Source organism: Bacillus sp. DHT2, assembly GCF_026241455.1.
GTDB lineage: Bacteria > Bacillota > Bacilli > Bacillales > Bacillaceae_G > Bacillus_A > Bacillus_A pseudomycoides.
The window spans coordinates 252,593-278,491 of record NZ_JAPHWH010000002.1; the positions used below are offsets into that span (position 1 = coordinate 252,593).

24 protein-coding genes are annotated in these 25,899 nt (G+C 36.4%); 4 read left to right on the forward strand and 20 right to left on the reverse strand.

Features of this window, described 5'->3' with window-relative positions; genetic code table 11:
* Nucleotides 1-84: 84 nt before the first annotated feature.
* From ORL93_RS06270 to ORL93_RS06330, 13 genes are all read right to left on the reverse strand, one after another.
* Nucleotides 85-855, reverse strand: a complete 771-nt coding sequence (locus tag ORL93_RS06270) for a cell division protein FtsQ/DivIB (protein WP_003199783.1) — start codon at nucleotides 853-855, stop codon at nucleotides 85-87.
* 98 nt (nucleotides 856-953) lie between these two features.
* Entirely contained in the window at nucleotides 954-1,859 is a 906-nt protein-coding gene (murB, locus tag ORL93_RS06275; RefSeq protein ID WP_097794321.1) for a UDP-N-acetylmuramate dehydrogenase, read from the reverse strand.
* Nucleotides 1,860-1,909: 50 nt separating this feature from the next.
* On the reverse strand, nucleotides 1,910-3,013 hold the full coding sequence (murG, locus tag ORL93_RS06280) for an undecaprenyldiphospho-muramoylpentapeptide beta-N-acetylglucosaminyltransferase (protein ID WP_003199778.1): 1,104 nt from the start codon (nucleotides 3,011-3,013) through the stop codon (nucleotides 1,910-1,912).
* 107 nt (nucleotides 3,014-3,120) lie between these two features.
* On the reverse strand, nucleotides 3,121-4,218 hold the full coding sequence (gene spoVE / locus ORL93_RS06285; RefSeq protein WP_018764756.1) for a stage V sporulation protein E: 1,098 nt from the start codon (nucleotides 4,216-4,218) through the stop codon (nucleotides 3,121-3,123).
* A gap of 84 nt (nucleotides 4,219-4,302) precedes the next feature.
* Nucleotides 4,303-5,655, reverse strand: a complete 1,353-nt coding sequence (gene murD, locus ORL93_RS06290; RefSeq protein ID WP_265958819.1) for a UDP-N-acetylmuramoyl-L-alanine--D-glutamate ligase — start codon at nucleotides 5,653-5,655, stop codon at nucleotides 4,303-4,305.
* Entirely contained in the window at nucleotides 5,656-6,630 is a 975-nt protein-coding gene (mraY, locus tag ORL93_RS06295; RefSeq protein WP_097794323.1) for a phospho-N-acetylmuramoyl-pentapeptide-transferase, read from the reverse strand.
* A gap of 22 nt (nucleotides 6,631-6,652) precedes the next feature.
* Nucleotides 6,653-8,128 (reverse strand): UDP-N-acetylmuramoyl-L-alanyl-D-glutamate--2,6-diaminopimelate ligase, encoded by a 1,476-nt coding sequence (locus ORL93_RS06300; RefSeq protein ID WP_003199768.1) that lies wholly within the window; start codon nucleotides 8,126-8,128, stop codon nucleotides 6,653-6,655.
* A gap of 282 nt (nucleotides 8,129-8,410) precedes the next feature.
* Nucleotides 8,411-10,327 (reverse strand): stage V sporulation protein D, encoded by a 1,917-nt coding sequence (locus tag ORL93_RS06305; protein WP_003208238.1) that lies wholly within the window; start codon nucleotides 10,325-10,327, stop codon nucleotides 8,411-8,413.
* A 100-nt stretch (nucleotides 10,328-10,427) separates the two neighbouring features.
* On the reverse strand, nucleotides 10,428-12,575 hold the full coding sequence (locus tag ORL93_RS06310; protein ID WP_097794324.1) for a penicillin-binding protein: 2,148 nt from the start codon (nucleotides 12,573-12,575) through the stop codon (nucleotides 10,428-10,430).
* Nucleotides 12,576-12,596: 21 nt separating this feature from the next.
* The gene (gene ftsL / locus ORL93_RS06315; RefSeq protein ID WP_006095779.1) at nucleotides 12,597-12,965 is read right to left on the reverse strand and encodes a cell division protein FtsL; all 369 of its coding nucleotides are present in this window, start codon (nucleotides 12,963-12,965) and stop codon (nucleotides 12,597-12,599) included.
* A gap of 15 nt (nucleotides 12,966-12,980) precedes the next feature.
* Nucleotides 12,981-13,913, reverse strand: a complete 933-nt coding sequence (gene rsmH / locus ORL93_RS06320; RefSeq protein WP_016116040.1) for a 16S rRNA (cytosine(1402)-N(4))-methyltransferase RsmH — start codon at nucleotides 13,911-13,913, stop codon at nucleotides 12,981-12,983.
* A gap of 370 nt (nucleotides 13,914-14,283) precedes the next feature.
* Nucleotides 14,284-15,900 carry a bacillithiol biosynthesis cysteine-adding enzyme BshC gene (bshC, locus tag ORL93_RS06325; RefSeq protein WP_097794325.1) on the reverse strand — a complete coding sequence of 539 codons (1,617 nt, stop codon included), beginning with the start codon at nucleotides 15,898-15,900 and terminating at the stop codon, nucleotides 14,284-14,286.
* Between the two features lie 79 nt (nucleotides 15,901-15,979).
* Entirely contained in the window at nucleotides 15,980-16,867 is an 888-nt protein-coding gene (locus ORL93_RS06330; RefSeq protein ID WP_176524571.1) for a 2-dehydropantoate 2-reductase, read from the reverse strand.
* A gap of 306 nt (nucleotides 16,868-17,173) precedes the next feature.
* Here ORL93_RS06330 and ORL93_RS06335 point away from each other — a divergent pair, with 306 nt between their 5' ends.
* Nucleotides 17,174-17,647 carry an N-acetyltransferase gene (locus ORL93_RS06335; RefSeq protein ID WP_006095783.1) on the forward strand — a complete coding sequence of 158 codons (474 nt, stop codon included), beginning with the start codon at nucleotides 17,174-17,176 and terminating at the stop codon, nucleotides 17,645-17,647.
* Nucleotides 17,648-17,675: 28 nt separating this feature from the next.
* On the opposite strand, the gene ORL93_RS06340 is transcribed toward ORL93_RS06335, so the two are convergent.
* The 3 genes from ORL93_RS06340 to ORL93_RS06350 all read right to left on the reverse strand — a co-directional run bounded on the left by ORL93_RS06340 (nucleotide 17,676) and on the right by ORL93_RS06350 (nucleotide 19,063).
* Nucleotides 17,676-18,197, reverse strand: a complete 522-nt coding sequence (locus ORL93_RS06340) for an RsfA family transcriptional regulator (protein WP_006095784.1) — start codon at nucleotides 18,195-18,197, stop codon at nucleotides 17,676-17,678.
* A gap of 130 nt (nucleotides 18,198-18,327) precedes the next feature.
* A complete protein-coding gene (gene rpmF / locus ORL93_RS06345) occupies nucleotides 18,328-18,501 on the reverse strand; it encodes a 50S ribosomal protein L32 (RefSeq protein ID WP_001984764.1) in 174 nt (57 codons plus the stop codon).
* Nucleotides 18,502-18,562: 61 nt separating this feature from the next.
* Nucleotides 18,563-19,063 carry a YceD family protein gene (locus ORL93_RS06350; RefSeq protein WP_003199747.1) on the reverse strand — a complete coding sequence of 167 codons (501 nt, stop codon included), beginning with the start codon at nucleotides 19,061-19,063 and terminating at the stop codon, nucleotides 18,563-18,565.
* Nucleotides 19,064-19,216: 153 nt separating this feature from the next.
* Here ORL93_RS06350 and ORL93_RS06355 point away from each other — a divergent pair, with 153 nt between their 5' ends.
* The gene (locus ORL93_RS06355; RefSeq protein WP_176524570.1) at nucleotides 19,217-20,458 is read left to right on the forward strand and encodes a nucleotidyltransferase; all 1,242 of its coding nucleotides are present in this window, start codon (nucleotides 19,217-19,219) and stop codon (nucleotides 20,456-20,458) included.
* 24 nt (nucleotides 20,459-20,482) lie between these two features.
* On the opposite strand, the gene ORL93_RS06360 is transcribed toward ORL93_RS06355, so the two are convergent.
* Together ORL93_RS06360 and ORL93_RS06365 are read right to left on the reverse strand one after the other, a co-directional pair.
* On the reverse strand, nucleotides 20,483-21,508 hold the full coding sequence (locus ORL93_RS06360) for a SepM family pheromone-processing serine protease (protein ID WP_097794328.1): 1,026 nt from the start codon (nucleotides 21,506-21,508) through the stop codon (nucleotides 20,483-20,485).
* Complete coding sequence (locus tag ORL93_RS06365) at nucleotides 21,501-22,292, reverse strand: patatin-like phospholipase family protein (RefSeq protein ID WP_016116047.1); 792 nt, start codon at nucleotides 22,290-22,292, stop codon at nucleotides 21,501-21,503. Before ORL93_RS06365 ends, ORL93_RS06360 begins: the two co-directional genes overlap by 8 nt.
* A 114-nt stretch (nucleotides 22,293-22,406) precedes the next feature.
* Here ORL93_RS06365 and ylbJ point away from each other — a divergent pair, with 114 nt between their 5' ends.
* Entirely contained in the window at nucleotides 22,407-23,639 is a 1,233-nt protein-coding gene (ylbJ, locus tag ORL93_RS06370; protein WP_097794329.1) for a sporulation integral membrane protein YlbJ, read from the forward strand.
* Here the strand turns inward: ylbJ and coaD are convergent.
* Both coaD and rsmD read right to left on the reverse strand, forming a co-directional pair.
* Nucleotides 23,631-24,122, reverse strand: a complete 492-nt coding sequence (coaD, locus tag ORL93_RS06375) for a pantetheine-phosphate adenylyltransferase (protein ID WP_018764765.1) — start codon at nucleotides 24,120-24,122, stop codon at nucleotides 23,631-23,633. The genes ylbJ and coaD overlap by 9 nt on opposite strands.
* Nucleotides 24,119-24,685: a 16S rRNA (guanine(966)-N(2))-methyltransferase RsmD gene (gene rsmD, locus ORL93_RS06380; RefSeq protein ID WP_003199738.1), complete on the reverse strand. Its 567-nt coding sequence runs from the start codon at nucleotides 24,683-24,685 to the stop codon at nucleotides 24,119-24,121. The genes coaD and rsmD overlap by 4 nt, the downstream gene beginning before the upstream one ends.
* Before the next feature lie 569 nt (nucleotides 24,686-25,254).
* On the opposite strand from rsmD, the gene ORL93_RS06385 reads away from it, so the two are divergent.
* The gene (locus tag ORL93_RS06385; protein WP_003199736.1) at nucleotides 25,255-25,644 is read left to right on the forward strand and encodes a DUF7147 family protein; all 390 of its coding nucleotides are present in this window, start codon (nucleotides 25,255-25,257) and stop codon (nucleotides 25,642-25,644) included.
* Nucleotides 25,645-25,899 lie beyond the last annotated feature (255 nt).

A 25,899-nucleotide genomic window follows, 5' to 3' on the forward strand; every position in this document is an offset into this window, starting at 1 on the left:
AAATTAATCATAATTGTAATGAAATTTACACATAGAAAAACACACTTGTCGTTATTGTATTTGAAAAGAAATAAAACTACTACTCTACTGCTTTTTTTCTTCATTATCTAAATATTTAAAGTATGCGCCAACTTCTAAATCAATTAGGGCTTTTCTACCCGACTCTATATTTTTTATAATAAGTGGATATGCTTCCATACGCTTCGCAAAATCTTGTATAGTTGTACTCACTTCATAACCTTCATTCATATACAAAGTAAGATGGTCTTCATTTGAATTCGTTGGAGCATAATGAATTTCAGAAATAGATCTGAGAATAGTCGGAGTTAATTTTTCTAGCTCTTCAATTAACTCTTTCATTTTCTCTTCTTTAAATGGTTCAAAAATCGGAGCTGCGACAGGTAATTTCCCGTTCGGAAGCACGTCAAGTGTTTTACCATTTTCTAGAAGTGGCTGTAACTTTCCACCTTTGTTTATATAACCTATCGTTACATACTCTTCAATGTGAATGTCAATTTTATTTGGAAAACGTTTTTTGACATTTACTTTCTTAATTTCATTTCGTTTTGTTAAATTCTCTTCAGCCTTATGTGCTGTCACTCGAAAATAACTCGTGTCATATGTAACTCCAGATTCCTTCATGACTTGTTCATCTGTCATATAATGATTTCCTAGAACACTTATCTTTTTTATATTACTAAGTGGAGACCGAAAATAAATTAAAAAAAGTACTAATAAAAATAAAATCGATACATATAAAATTAATCTCTGATTGACAGGTTTTTTATTCTTCTTTTTTTGATTCTTTAGTTTTGGTACACGATCTTGTAGTTTAATCACTTTACTATTTTTCATGTACGATCCCCCTATGTAACATAAAGAACGGCATGTTACGCATGCCGTTCTTATCTTCTTATTATACCATAAATGATAATGAGCGGAACAAATAACAGCTATCTTCCGATAATTTCCACTTCCGTATGCATATCTACACCAAATTTTTCTTTAATTGTTTTTTTGACAAATGCAATTAAATCCAGCACATCTTGTGCTGATGCAGATCCTGCATTGACAATAAAGTTTCCATGCATTTCGGAAATTTTCGCACCGCCAATTTGATGACCACGTAGACCTGCCTTTTCGACTAAATCTCCAGCGAAATTTGGTAGTGGATTTCTAAATATACTACCGGCACAAGGATGATTCCATGGCTGAGTTTCACGACGATAGTCTTTATTCTTTTGCATTACACCAACTATTTCTTCACGATTTCCTTCTTTCAACTGCAATTTTGCTTCTACTACAATGCCAGGACGCTTTGTTTGTAAAACAGAAGTACGATAAGAAAATCCCATCTCTTCTTTTGTTAACCACTTCATTGTACCATCTTCAAACATAATACGCGCGCTCATCAAAATTTCTGACATATCTGATTTATGTGCACCGGCATTCATATATACTGCTCCACCAACACTTCCTGGGATACCACTAGCAAACTCTAATCCAGCTAGACCTTGGCGACTAAGTAGTGTTGACAACTTAATAAGAGGATATCCTCCTCCAACTCGTACAGTAGTTCCTTCTACTTCTAAGTGATCTAATCCTTCTCCTAAACGAATTACAACACCTTCAATACCTTTATCAGATACTAGAAGATTAGAACCACGTCCAATTGCTGTCCACTTTGTGTTATATTTCTTTACTAAATCTAAAGTATCCTCCACACCAGCAACACTACTTGGCACGATTAGAATATCAGCTGGCCCACCTATTTTCATAGTTGTATAACGAGCTAACGCTTCATTTTCTAACACTTTACCAACTTCTGCTTCGATAAGTTCCTTTGCTAATTGTTTCATGATGATCTCCCCCATATTAAATCTCCGTATTACAGTAGTATGCAGGGCATTCACCTAACGTTATTTTGTACAAGTTTTTTCATTACTTCAAATAACTTATTTGCTGCATCCGGAATTCCTAACTGCGTAGCAGCTAGTTTCATGTTTTGTAATGTTTGTGTATTTAATAGAATTTCATCAATATCATGAAGAAGAGCTTCAGCAGTTAAATCTTTTTCAAGAAGCATTTTTGCTGCTCCCTTATCGACAACAGATCTCGCGTTTTTCTCTTGATGATTATTTGTCACATAAGGACTCGGAATTAAAATACTTGGTTTTCCTAACGCTGTTAACTCTGCTAATGTTGTAGCACCAGCACGTGAAACGACAAGATCCACACCAGTAAGTACCTCTGGCATATTATGAATAAATGGTTTAATGATTACATTATCCGGATTCCCTTTTTGTTTTATAGCCTCCATGACTTTATCATAATGCACTTCACCTGTGATATACAATACTTCATAATTTTTGTTACCAAATTGTTCAATTGCTGCCACAAACGCATCATTAATCGGTCTTGCCCCGCGACTTCCACCAAAAATAAGCACAGATTTTTTAGAAAGAGATAATCCAACAGAACGCTTCCCTTTCATGCCATTTTGGTTCATTACTTCTGATGCACGCGGATTTCCTGTCATGACAACTTTCGACTTTGGGAAATGTTCAGATGCCGCTTCAAAACAAACAGCTACCTTATCCACATAGCGACTTAAAAATTTATTGGTTACACCAGGTACACTATTTTGTTCATGTACAATTGTAGGAATCCCTAATTTCGCCGCCGCATAAACGACTGGACCACATACATAGCCTCCTGTACCAATTACAACATCTGGATTGAAGCGACGAATATATCGTTTACTATCTTGTACACCTTTTAGAAAACGCATCACTGTTTTTACATTATCAAGGGATATTTTCCGTTTAAATCCACTAATGACAATCGATTGAAATGGTATCCCTGCTTTTGGAACAATTGTACTTTCTAATCCATTTTCCGTACCAATGTATAGAAATCTTGCTTCAGGATGTAGTTTTTTTATTTCTCTAATTAACGCAAGAGCTGGATATATATGACCTCCCGTGCCACCACCACTAACTAATACTCGCACTACAAATTCCTCCGCTTCTCTGTTCTAAATTCAATTTTATATATTCATATATTTATAATATATTTTCCGTTTTCTACACACGAAAAACCCTGTCTTATAAACAGGGTTTAGTAGCGAGAATGACGACTTATATTCAATAATACGCCAACTGCCATTAGCATTAAGGTCAAACTCGACCCACCATAACTTAAAAATGGCAAAGTAATTCCTGTAACAGGCATTAGTCCTGTTACAACACCAACATTAATCATCACTTGAATCGCAATCATCGCCACAATACCTACTGCCAAAAACGTACCATATAAATCAGGCGCTCCTAATGCTATACGAATCCCACGCCATAATAACAGACTAAATAATAATAACACAAACGACCCACCAATAAAACCTAATTCTTCGGATAAAATCGCAAAAATAAAATCTGTTTGCGGCTCGGGTAAATAAAGAAATTTTTGTCTACTTTGTCCAAGTCCTAGCCCAAACAAACCACCGGGGCCAATCGCAAGTAACGATTGAATAATCTGAAATCCACTCCCAAGTGGGTCTGACCACGGATCCAAATAAGACGTAATACGTTTCATTCGATATGGTGCCGATGCAATTAATCCAACAAATCCCGCTACTCCTATTAGCCCTAGCATTGCAAAATGAAAAATGCGTGCTCCTGAAACAAAAATCATTATGATACATGTCCCAACCATTACTGTTCCTGTTCCAAGATCTGGTTGTAACATAATCATTCCAAATGCAACAAATACAAAACCAAGTGCTGGAAGTAGCCCCTTTTTAAAAGATGTAATCAATTTTTGTCTTTCCGCTAAAAATTTAGCTAAAAAAATAATCATCGCAAATTTCATAAATTCTGACGGTTGAATCGAAAATGCTCCAATCCCAATCCAGCTTCGCGCTCCCCCTCGAACAAGTCCAACTCCAGGGATTAAGACAAGAATGAGAAGGATAAAACAAATGAGCAAAATCACTTTCGAATAAGTACGCCATGTCCAGTAGTCAATTTTCATAATAAAAAACATGGCAGCTACACCAAGTACCGCAAATAATAGCTGTCGTTTTGCAAAAAAGAATGAATCCCCCATCTTATAGGAAGCCCAGACAGCACTTGCACTGTAGACCATAATCATTCCAATTGTTAACAACAAAAGTGTTACGATAATTAAAATAAAATCAGGCGTTTTCTTCATTGGCAATGAGCACCACCTTTTTTGAAGAAGCTTTTTTCTTCTATGTAACAAAACATCAGTAGGTGTTAACCTACTGATGTTTTGTTTACTTTATATAAGTTTATGCACAGCTTGTATAAAAATGTCTCCTCTTTCTTCAAATGTTTTAAATTGATCCCAGCTTGCACAAGCTGGCGAAAGAAGAATTACATCTCCATCTGTAGAATGAGAATACGCTCTTTCTACAGCCTCTTCTAAATTATCGACACTTTCAATAATATCTATCCCTGCTTTTTCAGCTGCCCTTACTAACTTAGGTGCTGTTTGTCCATATGTTAATATCGCTTTTACATGTTCAAAATATGGAATTAAATCATCGAATTCATTTCCTCGATCAAGCCCACCTGCTAACAAAATAACAGGCTGCGTAAATGCTGATAGCGCCTTTTCTGTTGCTAACATGTTTGTTGCTTTTGAATCATTATAAAACTTACGATTATTAATTGTTGTTACATATTCTAAACGATGTTTTACACCTGTAAAGCGTTTTAATACGGCAATAATTGCCTCATTTTCTACCCCTAGCAATTTAGCAATACTCATAGCAGCTAGAATATTTTCTAAATTATGTTTACCCGGTAAAACGATATCTTGAACTTCAACGATTTTCTCACCTTTAAAATAAAGAGCACCGTCTCTAATACATGCACCATCTTCAATTACCTTAGTAGCCGAAAATAATACTTTTTGTCCTTTACTATTTGCTGATAACGCCATTACATCTACATCATCAGCATTAATTACACTATAATCAGCTTCAGTTTGGCTTTTAAAAATATTCGCTTTTGCTAAACCATACTCTTTTTTTGTACCATGATAATCTAAGTGAGCCTCGAACAGATTTAAAAATGCTGCAATTTTAGGCTGGAATGTTTCCACTCCCATTAGCTGGAATGATGAAAGTTCTGTAACAACTACTTCATTTTCTTTCGCTGCTTGCGCGACTTCACATGCTACGGTACCTATGTTTCCAGCAATAACAGGATGTTTTTGTCCTTCTTTCAACATTTCAAACGTTAGTGTTGTCGTTGTTGTTTTTCCATTTGACCCCGTAATTCCAACAAACGGTGCTTCTGAAATACGATATGCAAGCTCCACTTCTGTCACAATTGGAATCTGTTTTTCTTTCGCTGCAACCAGTAGTGGATTGGAATATGGAATCCCTGGATTTTTTACAACAAGTGAAATATTTCTTTCTAACAACTCTAGTGGATGACCACCGCATACAACGTCCATTCCTTTTGCTTGCAATTCTGCAGCTAATACATTATTTGCTAACGGTTTTCCGTCATTTACAATAACATTTGCACCTAAGCTTTTTAATAAAGTTGCTGCTGCATAGCCACTTTTTGCAATACCTAATACAAGAATATTTTTATTTTGATAGTCAGTTACAGTTTTCAATTACATCCACACCCCGATATAAATTCCTAATACTGCCAATAAAAATCCTACAGACCAGAATGTTACAACAACACGCCATTCTGACCAGCCACATAATTCGTAATGATGATGCAGTGGACTCATTTTAAAAACACGTTTTCCTGTCGTTTTAAATGAAATAACTTGAATAATAACAGACAAAGTTTCCATTACAAATACGCCGCCAATTACAACAAGTAATAATTCTTGCTTTAATAAAATAGCTACGGCAGCTATTGCACCACCTAAAGCAAGGGAACCTGTATCTCCCATAAACACTTTAGCTGGATTTGCATTAAACACTAAGAATCCAAGTACCGCTCCTACAACTGCCATACAGAAAATAGCTACGGCATATTGATCTTGAGCAACTGCAATAATGCCAAATGCTCCAAATGCAATTGCGGCTGTTCCTGATAACAATCCATCTAAACCATCTGTTAAATTGACTGCATTTGATCCACCAATAAGCATAAATAGCACAAGGATAAAATATGCCCAGTGTAAATCAAATTTAATTTCGGTTCCTGGAATCATTAAATGTGTATCAAATCCCTGCCCTTTTGCAATTACAAAGAATGCAATTGCAATAACTAGCTGACCGATTAATTTTTGTTTTGATGTTAAACCAAGATTTCTTTTTTTAACAACTTTTATATAGTCATCTAAAAAACCAATCAATCCATAACCAAATGTAACTAATAATAATAATGATACTTCCGTATTTAAATGTTTAAATTTAATTGCCATGATAAGTGTTGTCACCATCATAGACACATAAATGACAATACCACCCATCGTTGGTGTTCCCGATTTCTTTTGATGTGATTTTGGCCCTTCATCACGAATACTTTGCCCAAACTTTAACCTACGTAAAATTGGAATAAACAATGGCGAAAGGGCAACAGAAATTAAGAAAGCTACCCCAGCCGTTACTAATAAACCTTGTTCAAGCACATGTAGTCCCCCTCTCATGTTGTTACTCTTTGTTGTTTAAACGCTCAGTGATTGCCTCTTTCGCAATTTCACGATCGTCAAAATGATGTACTTCTTTGCCAATAATTTGATACGTTTCATGCCCTTTTCCAGCAATGATAATAATATCTTCTGCCTTCGCTTCTGAAACCCCATGGAAAATCGCTTCTTTTCGATCAACAATGACTTCATAATTATTTCCTTTTGCACCTGCTAACATATCATCCAAAATCGCTTGTGGATCTTCACTTCTTGGGTTATCTGAAGTCAAGATTGCGTGTGTTGCATATTCTGTAGCGACACCAGCCATAATTGGCCTTTTCGTCCGATCACGATCACCGCCGCAACCAACAATACAATACACATTCCCTTTTGCAAATTGTTTCGCTGTTGTTAACACATTTTCTAAACTATCTGGAGTATGTGCATAATCGACAATAACCGTATAATCTTGCCCCCCGTCCACAACTTCAAAGCGGCCTGGAACTCCAGTTAAATTCGTCACAACATGAATAATCGTTTGCAAAGTTACACCAGACACAAGAGTAGCGGCTATTGCTGCTAAAACATTGTATACGTTAAACTTTCCAATTAACTTCATCGTAATATTTACACTTTCACTTGGCGTAACAAGGGTAAATGTTGTTCCACCACTCGTCATCACAATATCTTTTGCCATAATATCGCTATGTGTATCAATTCCATACGTAATAACCGTAGCCGCAGTACTTCTCATATACTCTTCTGTTACTGGATCATCACTGTTTAACACAGCGTACTTTTCACGGTTATGATGATAGCTATTACCAAGCTGAGCAAAAAGCAAGCCTTTTGCATGCTTATATTCTTCCATCGTTTTATGATAATCTAAATGATCTTGTGTTAAATTTGTAAATACAGCTACATCATAATCACAACCGTGTACACGGCCAAGACTTAATGCATGTGAAGAAACTTCCATTACTGCGCTATTTACATTTTGCTCAACCATACGGCGAAACGTTTGCTGAAGTGTCAGTGCATCTGGCGTTGTATTTTTCACCTCGAATGTTTCATCACCGATTTTCATATTAATTGTTCCAATTAGCCCTGTTTTATGACCGTGTGCCCGCATAATTTCATCCATAATATGCGATGTTGTTGTCTTTCCATTTGTACCTGTAATCCCAATCAAGTGTAATTTATGCGTTGGCTGTCCGTAAAAATAATCAGCTAAAACCGCTAAAGAACGATAGGTATTTTTCACAAGTACAACTGGAACGTCAACATCAATCGGTCTTTCCGCAACAATAGCAGCCGCACCTTGCGCGGCTGCTTGCTTAGCAAAATCATGGCTATCAACCGTATACCCTTTCATACATACAAATAAGCTTCCATTTGTCACTTTACGTGAATCTGCTTCAATGGATGTAATTTCTGGATTTTCTTTTGGAACAACTGGAAAATCATGCAAACATGATACAAGTGTGTGCAACTTCATTTCACTAAACCCTCTCTACATTGTTTATTTATCTCTTACTTAATAAGTAATTCTTCCTATCCTTCATTCGCTAAAAATTGAAGAAGGAAGCATTTGCTGAGAGCCCGAAAAATCAGACTCGTTTATCAGTGCATCATATAATACCTCAGCTGATAAATTCTTTATTTTTTATGTTCAAGAGCAATATAATCTGTTTTCATAGAAAATAAATTTCTATGAAAACAGAGATTATATATTAACTCAACTTCCACCAATTGTATCACAAAACACAATCTCTGACTTTTAATTACCAAAGTAAATCCTAATTTTTGATCCTTCCTTTACTTTGGCACCAGCTTCTGGTGATTGTTTAATTACTTTGTCTCCCTCACCACTTACATCGAGCTGCAAATCTACAAGCTGCGTTTGCAAATCTTTTTTCTTCATCCCGATTAAATCCGGAACTTCTATTGTAGGTGTATCGCCCCATTTATATTCCCTTTCAACCTGCTCCTTGCGTGGCTCTACTCCCATCACAGGAAGCACATCACGAAGAATATTTCCTACAATTGGCGCAGCAACAACACCACCAAATTGAGTAACTCCTTTTGGATTATCCACCGCAACATACACAACGATTTGTGGGTCATCTGCTGGAGCAAACCCAATAAAAGATACAATATAGTTATTATCTAAATATTTTCCGTCTTTTACTTTTTGGGCAGTTCCTGTTTTTCCACCAACACGATAACCATCAATATATGCACCTTTACCAGAACCTTTCGCTACAACATTTTCTAACGCATAACGAACTTTTTCCGATGTTTCCTTGGAAATAACTTTTCTTTTCTCGACCGGTGTTTTCTTTCTTACAACTTGATTATTCGATGGATCAACAAATTCTTTCGCAATATACGGCTGGTATAATGTCCCACCATTTACAGCTGCCGCTACCGCTGCAACTTGTTGGATCGGTGTAACAGAAACCCCTTGCCCAAAAGAAGTCGTCGCCTGTTCAACCGGACCAACCTTATCTAAGTTGAATAAAATCCCTTTTCCTTCTCCTTGCAAGTCAATCCCTGTCTTCTGTCCAAAACCAAAATCACGAATGTATTGGAATAACTTTTCTTTTCCAAGGCGGTCCCCAAGCTCAATAAAACCTGGGTTACAAGAATTTTGAACAACTTCTAAAAACGTTTGACTACCGTGGCCACCAGCTTTCCAACAACGTAGCCTAGCGCCTCCAACTTCAGCTGCTCCATCATCATAAAACGTATCTTTCTCCAAGTCTACTAATTTTTCATTTAAAGCAGCCGCAAGTGTAATGATTTTAAAAGTCGATCCCGGCTCATATGTACTCCATACAGGCAAGTTTCGATTAAACACTTCTGGTGAAACACTCTGAAAATCCGCGGGATCGAAACTTGGGCGACTTGACATTCCTAAAATTTCACCATTTTTCGGGTTCATCGCGATTGCGATCATACCATCTGGATTATACGTAGAATCTGCGATATTCATTTCTCTCTCTATAATCGTATTGATTCGAGAATCGATTGTTAATTTTAAATCTAAGCCTGCCTCTGGTTTTTTGAAATCATCTCCAACATTCGGCATCCTTTGCCCTTTCGCATCTGCAAAAAAGCGCACATGCCCTTTATCACCATTTAGCTCTTTATCATAATACGACTCAAGTCCCATAAGCCCCTGATTGTCACTACCAGCAAACCCTAGTACATGCGATAAATATTTTCCGAACGGATAATACCGAATGGAATCTTCAGCAATATAAACACCTTTTAAACTTAAAGCACGTACTTCCTTTGCTTTATCATGAGAAATTTTCCTTCCGCCCTTATCCAATCTTACAATGGACTCTTTTTTTGTAACCCGTTTATAAATTTCCTCTTTTTCCACACCTAAAACTGCAGCTAACTTCTCTGCAGTCTCTGCTGGTTTTTCAATTTGCCTTGGTACAACAAAGACAGTTGGTGCACTTTTATTCGTTGCAAGCTCCACACCATTTCGATCTAAAATTTTTCCTCGTTCAGGTTCGAAAGTAATATTACGACTCCACGAATCCTTTGCACGATCTGTTAACATATTCCCAAGAAAAAACTGTACGTATCCAAGACGAATATCAATAATTGTAAAAATGAGTATACCTGATATAAGTATAAAAATAAGTCGCTTTCTAACTGTTACATTCGATACACGCATATTGGAACAAGCCTCCTTTACGCCTAGCTTGTTCCAATATATGCTTGTACCTATTCGAATAGAACCTCTTGGACTTCTTACATTATGCACCTAGAACATTCTATGGCTTTTCTGCCTCTTGCTGTGGCTCAAGCGGTGGTACAAGTGTTACAGCTAATTCCGTACCTGCTTGTAACGGCGTTCCTTCCGCCACACTTTGTTCTGTCACATATCCTGTACCAGATGGCTTCAAATTAAGATTTAACGTTTTCGCTAAATTCATTACATCCCGAAGTGCCCATCCTTGTATATTTGGCATCAACGGTTTATCTCCTACTAAGAAGACTCGATCTCCCTTCAATGTTTTTTCAGTCGCTTTTGGTACCTGTTGTTTTACTTTTCCTTCACCTACTATAATCGGACGGAATTTGGCTTTTTCTAACGTTGCTTTTGCCTCTTCCATTGTTTTTCCGGTTACCTCTGGAACAACCGCCTGTTGCTCTTTCACATATTTCTTCGAATCTTTCACTTGATTCGGTTTAATTTTCAAATACTCTAAACTATTTTTCGTTACAGATTTAAACATTTCCGCGAGAGGTTGTGCCCCGTATTCATTATCTTTTAATTTCGGCTGCTTAATTGCAAAGTAAACAATTAATTGCGGATCGTCCATTGGTGCCATACCAAGGAATGAGAAAATATAGTTTTCTTTTCCAGTCATATATCCACCTTTTCCATCCGGAATTTGTGCTGTTCCTGTTTTACCACCAACAGAGTATCCATCGATTTTATACGCATTCCCTGTTCCTTTTGGTGAGGTAACAACGCGTTCTAACAATTGTCTTACTTGTTCTGCTGTTTCTTTTGTAACTGGTTGTCCCACTTCTTCAGGTTTATGCTCTAATTCCACTTTATTCGTTAGTGGATCTACAATTCGTTCGATGGTATAAGGTTTCATCATTTTCCCACCATTTGCGATTGCGGTTGCAGCTTGTACAAGTTGCATCGGTGTTACAGTAGAGCCTTGTCCGAATGCTGTTGTTACCTGTTGAATCTGCTGGTCAAATACAATTGTATTTTTTCCTTCCTTAGGTAAATCAATGCCAGTCTTTTCATCCAATCCAAATTTATGAATATATTGACGGAAACGATCTGGACCAAGTTTTTGATCTCCTAAAATTGCAAATGCAACGTTAGAAGAACGCTCAACCCCTTCATCAAATGTAATAGATCCCCAGCCTGCACCACCGTTATGATCTTTTATTTTACGATTTCCAACTGGATACGTACCTGACTGGTAATATTCTTGACCATTATATACACCTTCATTAATCGCCGCAGCTAATGTGAAAATTTTCATCGTAGACCCCGGCTCATACGCATTTGCGATTGGATCATTCAAATAGTATTGAATATCACCCTTATTTGGGTCATAGCTAGGTCGACTAGACATTCCTAGTATTTTTCCTGTTTTCGGATCTGCAACCAATCCAATTAGCATAGAAGGTTCATAGTGCTGATCAGCTGCTTTCATCGCATCTTCTAAAAAACCTTGAATACGTTGATCAATTGTTAAATATACATTTTCTCCATTTTTCGGTGGCTTTACATTTTGCTTCCCACCATCGAGAGAAACACCATTACGATCTCCTGTATATGCTACACTTCCATTAGATGCACGTAAATACTTATCTAAACTCTCTTCTAATCCAAATTTCCCCTCCGCAATTCCTTTATCATCAGGTTTTGCATAACCTAACACGTACGATGCGAAATCCCCATTTGGATACACTCTAGCTTTTTCTGTAACAAATGAAATACCTGGTATTTTAAGACTTGCTAGTTGCTCTTTCTTCTCTTTCGTCAAGTTCTTTCCCAGCGCTCCGAACTCTACCTGACTCTTATCTTTGTTTAAAGTGGCTAAAATTTCATCTTCACCTGTCCCAAGTACACCTGCAATTTTCTTTGCAGCATCCTCTTTATCTTTTACAGGTTTTTCACCTTTTAGTTTCGCAACAATCTTGTATGAGTTCGCATCTTGCGCTAACACATGTCCATTTTGATCATAAATCGTTCCACGATTCGCTTCAAGTACACCATTTTTATTATGCTTGTCTTGTGCAAGTTTCTTTAAGTCTTGACCATGTACTGTTCCTGTCGCTTGAATATAAAAGAATCGGGCTAACAACAGCAAAAAGAGCAGGAGGAAAAATATCATAAAGTAACCTGCTCCTTTATTGGTATGAATTTTGTTCATATTCGTCTTCATATTTTCTTCACACCTACTATATTAATGTAAACCTTTCACATTATTCGCATTAATTTCTAGCCCGTGTTTTTTTGCGATTTCTGCGATACGCTCATAGCGACTTAACTTTTCCACTTCAGCTTGTAATTCTTGGTTCGTTTTTTGTTTTTCCACAATTTCATTCTCTATTTTTGCTGCTTCCGCATCAACTTGGTACAGGCCTGCTTTATTTCCAATAAAAGCCACACAAGCATATAATAAAAAGCCAATAAAAGCCACATACAACAATTTTTCAATTCTTGTAATTTTTGTTTTCGCTTTTGGTTGTACGTTTTGCTGCGGAGCTTGAGATTGTACTTGCACTTGTTCTTGCACTTGTTGTTGTTTATACTTTACAGCTAAATTTGTCATACCTCTCTCTCCTTTTTATCGTTTTTCAGCGATTCGTAACTTCGCAGAACGCGCTCGATTATTTTCTTCTAATTCTTCATCAGAAGGTAAAATCGGTTTTCTTGTAATGAGCTTTAGTTTCGGCTTAAACTCATCAGGGATAATTGGTAATCCTGGAGGAAGCTGTGGTGTTGTACTATTTCGTTTAAATGTTGTTTTACAAATACGATCTTCTAATGAATGGAACGTAATAACACTGATTCTTCCACCTGGCTTAACCATTTCAATCGCAGATTCCAGTGCCTCCTCGAATACTTTCAACTCATCATTTACAGCAATTCGAATCGCTTGGAACACTCGTTTTGCAGGATGTCCACCCGTTCTACGAGCTGGAGCAGGAATTCCTTCTTTAATTAGCTCTACTAACTCTCCTGTCGTTTCAATCGCCTTATTCTCGCGGTACGCTTCGATTTTCCTTGCAATTTGCTTTGAAAACTTCTCTTCACCATATTGGAAAAAGATTCTTACGAGTTGTTCATATGACCAGTTGTTTACAACATCATATGCCGTTAATGGGGCATCTTGATCCATCCGCATATCTAAGGGCGCATCATGATGATAACTAAAACCACGTTCTGGTGTATCTAATTGTGGGGATGAAACACCTAAATCAAATAAAATTCCATCTACTTCTGTTATTCCTAATTCATGTAGCTTTTCTGACAAATAGCGGAAATTACTCTTCACTGTTATAAATTGATCACCATAAGAAGAAAATCTTTCTTTTGCATTTTGAATCGCAATTTCATCTTGATCAAATGCAATTAATTTTCCCCCTTCCGTTAGCTGGGATAATAAATAGGAACTATGTCCTCCACCACCTAGCGTACAATCTACATATGTACCACCTGGTTTTATATCCAAACCATCTACTGTTTCTTTTAAAAGAACTGTTACGTGTTTAAACATTGTTGCACCTACTTTTTGCAAAATAATTACGTTGAATGTCTCTTTTTCTTCCTAATAAACCACCCAATATGTCGGGAAATTAATGCTACGAAAACATGTCACATCCAACTTGGCGTCAGTGGAAATCTAGTATCCACAAATCGCAGTTTCACTTTATTATATACTAAATTTTATCATTTTTTGCGGGAAATTAAATAAAAACATGTCGAAAAACACAATAATACGTTTACATTTTGTTCTATTTTGTCATATACATGTGCTTTATTATAAATATCATACTCCTGAACATTTCGTTAGATAATTCAGAAAAAACCACTTTACAGTTAATTCCACATACAAAAAATAAAATCCTGCTCCTAAGAGCAAGATTTTATAGTTTTATAATATGATGGTTCCCGTTCCAAGAGTACGATTGCTTCATTACTCGTTCAACAAAATCTAATCCAAACCGATTTAAATAATAACATATATTCCATACCCGTTCTTGCGGCGCACCGAGCGGACGGAGCGCGTATTGTAAACGGCGAAATTTATTCAGCTCTACTTCATGTTTTTTCTCAACATTTCGCTTTAACATTCTTTCTAGCAACTCAATTTGCTCTTTAATTTTCCGCTCATTTTTCTCAGCGAATTGCTGCAATCCCGGGTCAATTTTTTTTACAAACTGTTGTAAAGAAGTATGAACATCCATGATTTTCTCTGTCGCTTCTATAAACTGATTGTCAATTGGTTCTTCTATTTGGTTAGAAAGCCACTCTTCACGTAGCATATCTATGTCATTTACAAATGGATCACTCTCTTGTAATTGTAAATCATGTAAATCTGTTATAATATCGCGTTCCATATAACTAATTGTGAGTCTCGGAACAACCGGAGGCATCTGAAAACCAAACACATGAAATACTTGCTGCAATTCACTCCAGTAAGCAATTTCACCAGGCCCTCCAATAAACGCTAATGTCGGAAATATATATTCTTGCATAAGTGGTCTTGTTACAACATTATTACTAAATCGTTCCGGACTTTTTTCCATTTCCGCTATCAACTCTTCATACGAAAATGAATAAATACCATCTTTTCCAACAAATTTCCCATTCTCTTCTTCTAACAACACACGCTCTTCATCAATTTGCATAAATATGTGCACTGCATTTGATTTTGTTTCAATAATCGGTTTATATCCTTGTTCCTTTACTAATTGCTGTTGTTTTTGAAGACTCATTTGCACTTCTTTATATCGACTTAGTATTTGTTTAAAAAAAGAAACTTCTAACTTTCTTAACGCTGGATGATGGGAATCAACGAGAATCAATCCTGAATCTACAAATAATTTCATAATAAGATGCGCAAAGAAATCTACATATGTACGAGAATTCTGCAAAGCATCTTCAACAAACTGTAATACATCCTTTGTAAAATTCGTTTCCGGATATGTTTTGAAAATTTCTTCAATCCACTTTCTACAGTCTTCTATTGAAAGATCAGATTCAGATGCACTTGCCTTTTTTGGATGACGATCATGGAAAATCGTCTTTTTTATTTTTTTATTTTTCGTTACAAACACATGATTAATTTCATCGATATCGTGATCTTCACCAGCAATCCAAAAAACAGGAACTACACGAACTCCTAAACTTGCTTCTTTTTCTTTTGCAAGCTGTAAAATCGAAATAATTTTATGCACAGTATAAAGAGGTCCTGTTAATAGTCCTGCTTGTTGTCCTCCAACAACAACATATGTATTTTCATCCGCTAGCGCCTCTATATTCCGAAGAGTATGGTCTCCAGCATGTAAATTAGTATTATATTCCAATAAATGTGCCACTAAGTCCTGACGGAAAAACTTCTTATCACGCAAATCATACAGACGCCGCCCGAATCCATCTTCTGTCAACGGATAATCGAAGAATGCCTGCACTTCTTTTCTACCCTTCATATAGTCCGCCACAACACCTTGTAGTGGAACAGAGATTTCTTTTATCTCCATATAATTCTTCCTTTCCTATCCTGTTCTCTCACCAATCCAAATTGTAGTCAATGTTTGATGTAAAAGCAAAGAATATCTCTTATACTTCTAATCCCTTTATTGAATTGTATAAAAATTGCAGTGTGGGAACTTGCTTTCGCTGTTTCCTCGCTTCTTCTATCGCATAGCCAATAATAGCATCAATTTCCGTTTCCCGATTCTCTTTTACGTCAGCTAACATAGAGGATGTATTACTGGATGTTGTTTCACATATATGACAAACCAATTGCCACATCTCTTCTTTTTTTTCCTCCCCTACAAGGAACATGACCTCCTGAAATATTTGCTCCATCACTTTATAAAAAAAAGGATTCGATAGCAATTCTCCGTTTTGTATACCAAATAAAGCTGTTAGTGGATTAATGCAGGCATTTATTACAAGTTTATAACTCATTGTTTGTTTCCAATCTTCTTCTACTTGCACCGAAAAATACTTTGAGGAAAAACAATCCAATAGTGCCTCAAATTGAGACCAATCACCATTTACTACTCCAAATTTCGTAACCCCTACTCCTGTATGGCGCACTGTATATTCATTTTCTTTTTTTGCCCCATGCTCCACAATCCCCACCGCTACATTTTCACACTTTATTTCGTGTAATATATCCAGATGAGACATTCCATTTTGCAAAAAGATAATCTTCCTTTGTCCTTTTATGAAAGGAAGTATATTCGCTAAATGATATTGTTTTACAGCAATAAACGTATAATCCATTTGTTCACCTACAATACTCTCTAATGGCGTAACATTCGGAAATACCGTTTCCTTTCTTCCCTTACGAATACAGCTTATCCCCTCCTGCATTAACTTTTCAGTCTGTTCTACCGTTCTTGTAAATAATGTAACATCCTGTTTGTTCTTTTTTAAATAAAATGCAAAAAGAAGACCAATAGCTCCCGGACCAACAATCCCAATCTTCATCTCTATCCCCTCAGAATCTCCTAACGAATACAAAGAAGAAAGATATCCTGTAATCAATTAGAAGCCTCCTGATTACCTCCCCTCTATAACTCATCATAACATTGAGTATATCTTATTTATATTTCAACAACTAAAAGTACATTTCATAAATATATATAAATTCCCTTCATACGACTAGTGTAGCAAATCCTCAAAAAAAATACTGAAAGAAATATTCTATTTCCTTCATAAAAATGAAAAAATGAGTTATAATATTATTGAAAATATTTATACTTTTCTTTATTTTACAAAACGAGAAAAGGATGTGTTGTAATGACATTCCCAAAAGTTGAGCGCTTGCTCATCAATTATAAAACGTTAGACGAATTTAAAAAATTTAAGGGCTGTGGCGCTCAAGAACTCTCCATGTTCGAAGAATTGCAAGCAAATATTATTGAAAATGATAGCGAGTCCCCATTTTACGGCATTTATTACGGCGGATCCCTTATCGCACGTATGAGCTTGTACATGAGGAGACATGGTGAATTAAATCTTGAGATTACTGGATCTTACGTAGAACTCTCTAAACTTGAAGTGTTACCAAACTTCCAAAAACAGGGTTTTGGTCAAATGCTTGTTAATTATGCAAAACAACTACAATTTCCAATCAAAACAACAGCTCGTATTCAATCCGCTGCATTTTGGGAGAAACTAAACTTCGGGCAAATATCAACCACTGATGGCGAATTTTACATTTGGCATCCAGAAGCTAATTTGAATGCGGTTACAAATGAAGAATCCGCATAAAATAAAAACAGCTGTTATTCAGCTGTTTTTATTTTTTCACCTTTTCTAATGTTTCATGCTCATGAATGGTATCTCTTTCTTTTGTTTCTAGTACCATCACACTTCTTTTTCGATCAATATAATCAAGCAAAGTACGATACTCTTCTTCATATACAGATACACGCTGTAGAAGCCATTCCTTTTCCTTTTGTAACAATTCAATTTTTTGGTGTAATTCTTTTAATTCTTTTTCATCTTTATATTTTTGTAAGAAGTTAATAACATCGTCTAATGTAATTGATGTAGGAGAAAACTCCACCACTTTTGGTTGCCTTACTACATAATTCTCTACCTTACGAATTTGTTTTGCCTCTTCAATACGTTCTTTATACTGCTTTCTAACGTAAGAATTCCACCTAAATCCGCATGCTGCAGGTGTACGAGATAAATGTCTACCTACCTCTTTAAATGCGGAAAGCTGGGTTCCTCCTTCACGAATATGCCGGAGTACCACTTCTGCCAGAAGTAAATCTTCATCATCAGTCCATGCATCTTGTCTTGTTGTCGCCATTCCTCTAGTCCTCCTTATGCATTTTTTATTAAACATATGCAGTTACTAGAAAAGATAGAATACCAACATATAAAGAATAATACAAAAAAAAATAAACACAGAAGAATATCTTCTGCGTTTATTTCCACAATTACTTGCTGATTACTTCTTTACCTTTGTAAGTACCGCATGCTTTACATACACGGTGAGCTAATTTCGCTTCACCACAGCTTGGGCACTCTACCATACCAGGTACTGATAATTTGAAATGCGTACGACGCTTTCTTTTTACTGTTTTAGAAGTTCTTCTAAAAGGTACAGCCATTCTTCCCACCTCCTTAAAAGAAATAGTTATTTTCATATGAAGGCCTGAACCAGTCTTCCGATTATTTGTCAAAAAACTTCGCAAGTCCTGCTAACCTTGGATCAACAGGCTTTTCTTTGCTTTCTTCCGAAATCACTTGCCAGTCTTGACCTTGCGTTGGTGCTCCACCGGAAACATCATCACTGAAAATTTGCATTGGAATCTCCAAAAGTATATTTTCCTTGATTATTGGGAGTAAGTCAAGTACTTCTCCTTCTAAGTAATGGATTTCCGCTTCCGTTTCATACTCTTCTTCTGAAGTTTGGAACACCTCAGTTGTTTTAATGTCAAATGGTAATGTTACATCTACTAAAGAGCGAGAACATGGTAAAACCATGCTTCCAGTTATATGTAGATGAAACGTAAACTTACTGGAGCCAAAATCAACTCTACCTGTTACATGGACAGGATTAATTTCTCGAATTTCTTTCTCGACTTCTTTTAGCTCACTTACATCTACCATCTCATCCAATGTCAATCCTTTATGTCTCAATTTGTTTAATTGATGGATGGACCATTTCATATCATATCACCTCAAGGCAACAAACAAAATTATAGCTAGCCATTTTATATTTGTCAATGTTTTTTCTTTACACTATAATGAAGTCATTATAGGAAATAATATATAGATTATCATGTTTTTAGAAAAGATGCTACATCGAAAGGAGAGATTATCATAAAGGCAAGCGGTATTATTGTTGAATATAACCCCTTTCATAACGGTCATGCTTATCATGTGCAACAAACAAAAAAGTTAACACAGTCCGACATTACAATCGCTGTCATGAGCGGATCATTTTTACAACGTGGTGAACCAGCTCTCGTATCAAAATGGTTCCGAACCAAGATGGCTCTAGCCGGTGGTATAGATCTTGTTGTTGAACTCCCTTATACATTCGCAACACAAAAAGCCGAAACATTTGCTAACGGTGCTATTTCTATTTTAGATGCCCTTGGCGTTTCTGAAATTTGCTTCGGCAGTGAGGATGGAGAGGTTCAAAACTTCTATAATACCATTTCTTTACGCCAAAAGGAAAAAGATACTTTCAATCAACTTGTGCAGCAATTTATGGATGCTGGAAACAGCTATGCCAAAGCAACTTCTCAAGCTTTCTCACACATCTTATCGGACGTCAATACTGTTGATATGTCCCAGCCAAATAATATATTAGGCTTACATTACATTGAAGCGATTCTTTCTCAGAAAAGTTCCATTCATGCACATACCATTGAAAGGTTCGCATCTCATTACCATGACGAAACCTTTCAAGATAACCATATTGCAAGTGCGACTAGCATTCGCAAACAATTATTTAGTGAAAATGATTCATTCACAACCATTTATCCATTTGTACCCAATTGTACCGCATCTTTTTTAGAAAGCTATAAACAAACGTATCATACACTGCATTGTTGGGAGGAGTATTTCTCATTTTTTAAATATAGACTTTTGACAATGTCTTCCCAGGATTTACAACATATATATGAGGTAGAGGAAGGATTGGAGCATCGTATTTTATCAAAAATACATAATACCTCTTCATTTCTTACTTTCATGGAAGCATTAAAAACAAAACGTTATACATGGACTAGATTACAACGGGTATGTACACATATTTTAACAAATACAACAAAAGAAGAAATGGAAAAGGCACATATAGAGCAACATGCACCATATATCCGTTTACTTGGTATGTCACAAAAAGGACAAACTTATATTTCGAAACAAAAAAAAAATCTAGGGCTCCCGCTTCTTACTCATACGAAAACATTTCAACATCCCGTTCTAGATATAGAGCGCAAAGCAAATGCTGTTTATTTTTCAGTGCTACAAGAACCTTTACGTACAAAATGTATACAAAAAGATATAACTCAGCATCCTATTCGGTATGATGAAACAACGAATAATTTTTTATAAAAAAACCTCTCTAGGGCGAGAGGTTTACTTTTTTTCTGACATTTTTTCTAAATACGCTAGCGCATCATCTAATGTATCTACTGGTACAATTTTCATCTTTGTTTTTATATCTTTCGCTGCTTCAAGCGCATCTTTATAATTCGATTTCGGTGCCCCTTTTTCATTTGGAGCAAAGAATATTTCTGCACCCGCATCACTAGCAGCTACAACTTTTTGTTGAATACCACCAATCGGACCAACTTCTCCCTTTTCATTAATGGTTCCCGTTCCAGCAATCTCATGACCTTTTGTCATATCCTCTTCAGTCAATTGATTATAGATTTCCAATGTAAACATTAATCCTGCTGATGGTCCCCCAATTTCATGTGAATCAATTTTCACCTTTGGATCTACTACTAAGTCCCTTTCAGTAACAATGGAAACTCCAATACCAACACGTCCCTTGCCATCAGGAATTTGTTTTAGCGTTAGTTTTTCTGTAGAACGTTTCCCCCCACGAATATACTCAATATTTACTACATCCCCTTCTTTTTTACCTGACATATATGCAATAAATTGGTCTATCGCTTCAAAAGGCTGACCGTCAACAGCGACAATTATATCCCCAAGTTTTAATTTCCCTTCAGCGGACATATTTTTCGCAATCCCAGCAACTAAAACCCCTTTGTTTTGAAAGGAAACTGAACGATTTGCTCGCTTATACGCATTATAAATGGCTGCGTTTTGAGAATCTTTCATTGCATACGCTTGGCGGAATTGATATTCTTCATCACTCTCACCTTTTTGCAAAATCTCCTCTGCTTTAGAAATGTGATTATATTTATTAAATTGGGCAGCTATTAGATTTACAACATTCGCAGGCCCCATCGAAACGGTCACGAGCATAAAATCACCTGACTCTTTCTTCCCACCATCAACTTGTACATATGGTTCTAATTTCGCCGCCATACCTGGTTTTGTTACATAATATGGTAGACGTACATAGACAAGCAACATTGCTAATATAACGCCAATTAAAATTGCATATATAAAACGAAAACGCTTAAACATTATTTTTCTCCTTCCACTGCTCAATTAATAAGTAAATTTTCTGAATGTGTTTTTCGGCCTCTTCTTCTCCAACTCGAATAATGTCTTCGATATTGGTAAAAGCACGAGAACTAAACTGTTCTACTGCCGGGCGCATCATTAAGTCTGAAGCAATTTGCCGATTAACAACAAGTTCATGCTGCATAATCTCAATACTCTGCATGATAACATCATAAATGGATGTAACTTCTCCGTTCACCTTAATAGGAGATACATCTACAGCAATTACAATATCAGCTCCTAAGTCTTTAACAACGGATACAGGGATGCGATCAATCACTCCGCCATCCACTAATAAACGACCATCTATTTTTTCAGGTACAAACACTCCTGGCACAGAAATACTCGCCCTCACCGCATCAGCAATAGAACCGCTTGTAAATACAACTTTTTCCCCCTTTAAAATGTCAGTGGCCACAACTGCAGTTGGGATATCTAACTCTTCTAAATTTTTATTATATGTAAACATTTTAATCATATCTTTTACCCGTTTTCCAGAAATAAATCCCATTTTCGGTACAGTAAAATCCAAATAGTATTTTCGTTTAAATAATGTGGCCATTCGATAGAGTCTCTCCACGTTGCAACTCGCTGCATAAAATGTCCCAATTAACGCCCCCATACTACTTCCAGCAATCATATGAATGGGAATATTCGCCTCTCGTAACACTTTAATCACCCCGACATGCGCAAAGCCTTTCGCACCTCCAGATCCAAGAGCTAAGCCTATTTTTGGTTCATTCATTTCTCTCACCCTTTAAATTTTTTCATCCTCTTTTTCATACTTATGGTCTAAATTCACCATGTATCCACGTATACTGAAATGAACGTTTTTTGGGACAAAGGGGGCTACGTTAAAATGTATGAAAAATGGAAAACAGCTTTTCTCACCATAACGATGATATTTCTAACATTTTCTCTCGTACTTCACCCCCAAGCCGCTTTGCAATCTTCTATTCGCGGATTAAATATATGGTGGGAAGTTGTCTTTCCTTCACTACTACCTTTTTTTATCGTTGCGGAGCTTTTAATTAGTATAGGTGTTGTAAAGTTTATCGGTATTATATTAGAACCGCTTATGCGCCCGCTCTTTCGTGTGCCTGGTATTGGCGGATTTGTTTGGGCAATGGGAATGGCCTCCGGCTTCCCTGCGGGCGCCAAATTAAGCGCAAGACTCCGGAAAAGTAATCAGCTAACGCAAATAGAAGCGGAACGACTCGTATCATTTACCAACTCTTCAAATCCATTATTTATTTTTGGAGCTGTTTCTATTGGCTTTTTTAACAATCCTAAATTAGGTTTCATACTAGCTGCTGCACATTATGTTAGCAACCTTACTGTCGGATTACTTATGCGTTTTTATGGAAACAACAATACTTACATACAAGAAAAACAATCCATTCAAAAACGTCCCTTACAACACGCTTTTTCAATTCTCCACGAGACGCGTTTACAAGAGAACAGACCAATTGGAAAACTACTTGGTGATGCCATTATCTCCTCTATTCAAACTTTACTCATGATTGGTGGATTTATTATTTTATTCTCCGTTTTAAATAAAATGATTACTGTCTTCCAACTCACGGCAGCACTAGCTTTTATTATGCAACATATTTTAAAATTCTTCCAACTGTCACCACACTTTAGCATTCCCATCCTATCAGGACTTTTTGAAATGACACTAGGTAGCCAAATGATCAGCCAAACCAATCAGACTACAATTCTTGAACAAGCAATGGTAACGAGCTTTATCCTCGCATTTAGCGGCCTTTCTATCCAAGCTCAGGTAGCGAGTATTTTAGCCGAAACTGATATTCGCTTTAAACCCTATTTCTTTGCAAGAATTATCCAAAGTATTCTCGCCCCAATTTACACTTTTATATTTTGGGTACCACTTTATGAAAAATTACATTCTTTTTCACCAAATCAACAAGATATCCCTGTTTTTTTATCAAACCATGCTTCTATTCTTGCAACGACTTGGGAAATATTGCTTCGCTACGGTCCTACTTTTACACTATTTTGTTTATATCTATATGTTATTTTATTATTCTTACGCATAATAAACAAAGAAAAACCCCGTTCATCTTAACGGGGTTTGAAACTTTTCTTTTAAAGCGTGCTCTACAACAGAAGGAACAAGACCAGCTACATTTCCACCATAACGAGCCACTTCCTTCACAATGCTCGAACTTAAAAATGAATATTGATTATTTGTCATAATAAAAAAGGTTTCAATATTTTCGTCTAACTTACGATTCATCGATGTAATTTGCATCTCATATTCAAAATCAGAAACTGCACGTAAACCACGTAAAATTGCGTTTGCATTACGCATTTTTGCATATTCAACTAACAGTCCGCTATGCGAATCAACTTTTACGTTTGGAATATCTTTTGTTGCTTCTCGAATTAGCTCTAGGCGCTCTTCTACTGAAAAGAACGGTTTCTTGGAAGAATTGTTTAAAACGACAACATATACTTCGTCAAACACCTTTGCGCCTCTTTTAATAATATCCAAATGCCCAAGAGTTATCGGATCAAAACTCCCTGAAGAAATTGCTATGCTTGTCATTCGGTCCCCTCACCTTCATGCTTATAAATGGAAATCGCTGTCATACCATAATTTTCTGCTCTTACCTTTACAAGTCCCCCTATTGCTTCCGGTAAGACTACATCATCCCCATGTTCTGCCATAATCAATCCATCTTCGTTCAATAATCCGTGTTGGTCCATAACACTAATTAATGAAATGATTTTTTGATCTTTGTATGGTGGATCTAGCAGTATGAGATCAAATGATAGTTCACGTTTAATTAACGCCTTCAAAGCGCGCTCTGCATCATTTCTATATACTTCAGCTTGGTCATGTACTCTACAGCTTTCTAAATTTTGATGAATAACCTTCACCGCTTTATTATCCCGATCAACAAAAATGGCTTTGTCAACCCCTCTGCTAAGCGCTTCAATCCCAAGCCCTCCACTACCTCCAAACAAATCGAGGGCAATTCCTCCTTCGAAATAAGGACCAATCATATTAAAGATGGCTTCTTTTACCTTATCTGTTGTCGGTCGCGTTGTATTACCTGGCACAGCCTTAAGCGGATGCCCTTTACATTTTCCAGAAACTACTCTCATTTGCTGTCACTACCTTTATTTCAATCTATCGAGCGATTATTACAAACGCATATTCGTTTGGTTAACCGCTATCAAACCTCACTGTTTTTTTGGTGTTTTTCCATTAAAGGATAAACGAATCCGCTATCTATTAAAAGAAAAACTAATTTATTTCGTTAAAAAAGTCATCATTACATGATAACTTTCCAGTATCCCATATGTATATTCATCTCGCTATTGGCGAGTCAGATCCCTCTCTACTAACGCAAGTTTCACTTTATCTTTTTTATCCTATCATAAAATAAAAAAAAGAAAAATAAAAAGCCTACGATAAATTTTAAATTCATTATGTATATCTTCATTTAGATTGGACATAAATAAATATAACAACATCACCTTCGATGTTGTTGCCAACCGCGGAGAAGACTTACGTTTCCCCATAAGTTCTTCCTCCGGTTTCTCCTCTCCCTTTGCCTTCTTACTAGTACATACTAGTATAAGAAGGGCCCTGCTTTGCAGGGTTTTTTTTCTTTGTCTGCTTTTCATTTTAAAAACGAAGTGATACAGTAAAAGAAAGAGGAGGAAATAATATGATTCAACGTTTTATTGAACTAGGAGAAGGCTACTCCGATTTATATGAATTACTTGAGATTGCAAAGACAAATAAAGATCGTGTATCACATATGTTACAATTTGAAACCTTAAAAAATGATAAAAAAGTATGCTCACTTGTTGTTGTTCTTAAACCTACAACGGTTGGGGATTTCCAACCGCTATATATATGCCGCGAAGGGATTCCTATACTTGAAGGTACAAAAAGTAAACGAATCGTTTTATTCGAGGAAACAGCAGAACAAATCGAAAAAAACGTTACTTCTTTTACTGTAAAACCTTCTACAATTTTCCCAGAAAAAGAATTATATTTTAATCACCTTATCGGCATTTTACGAATGAATCATTTCATTCCTCCAATGCAATAGCAATTTATACTCATTGTATTTTTATTAAATTGAACTACCCTCACCTACCTCTACAAGAGCTTAAGGTGGGGGATTCTCCCGTCTCTGTCCTCACAAAAACAGTTCCTCTCGTTCAACAAAGAGGATACAACAATATAGAGTTCGGTAGTGTCTGTATGCAATGTAAGACGACCCATTCTATCTTCCGACGAAAGGCAAACAAAATAGGTACAACTACTTTATTCTTATATCGAGGATAGAACACTTTGTCATGCA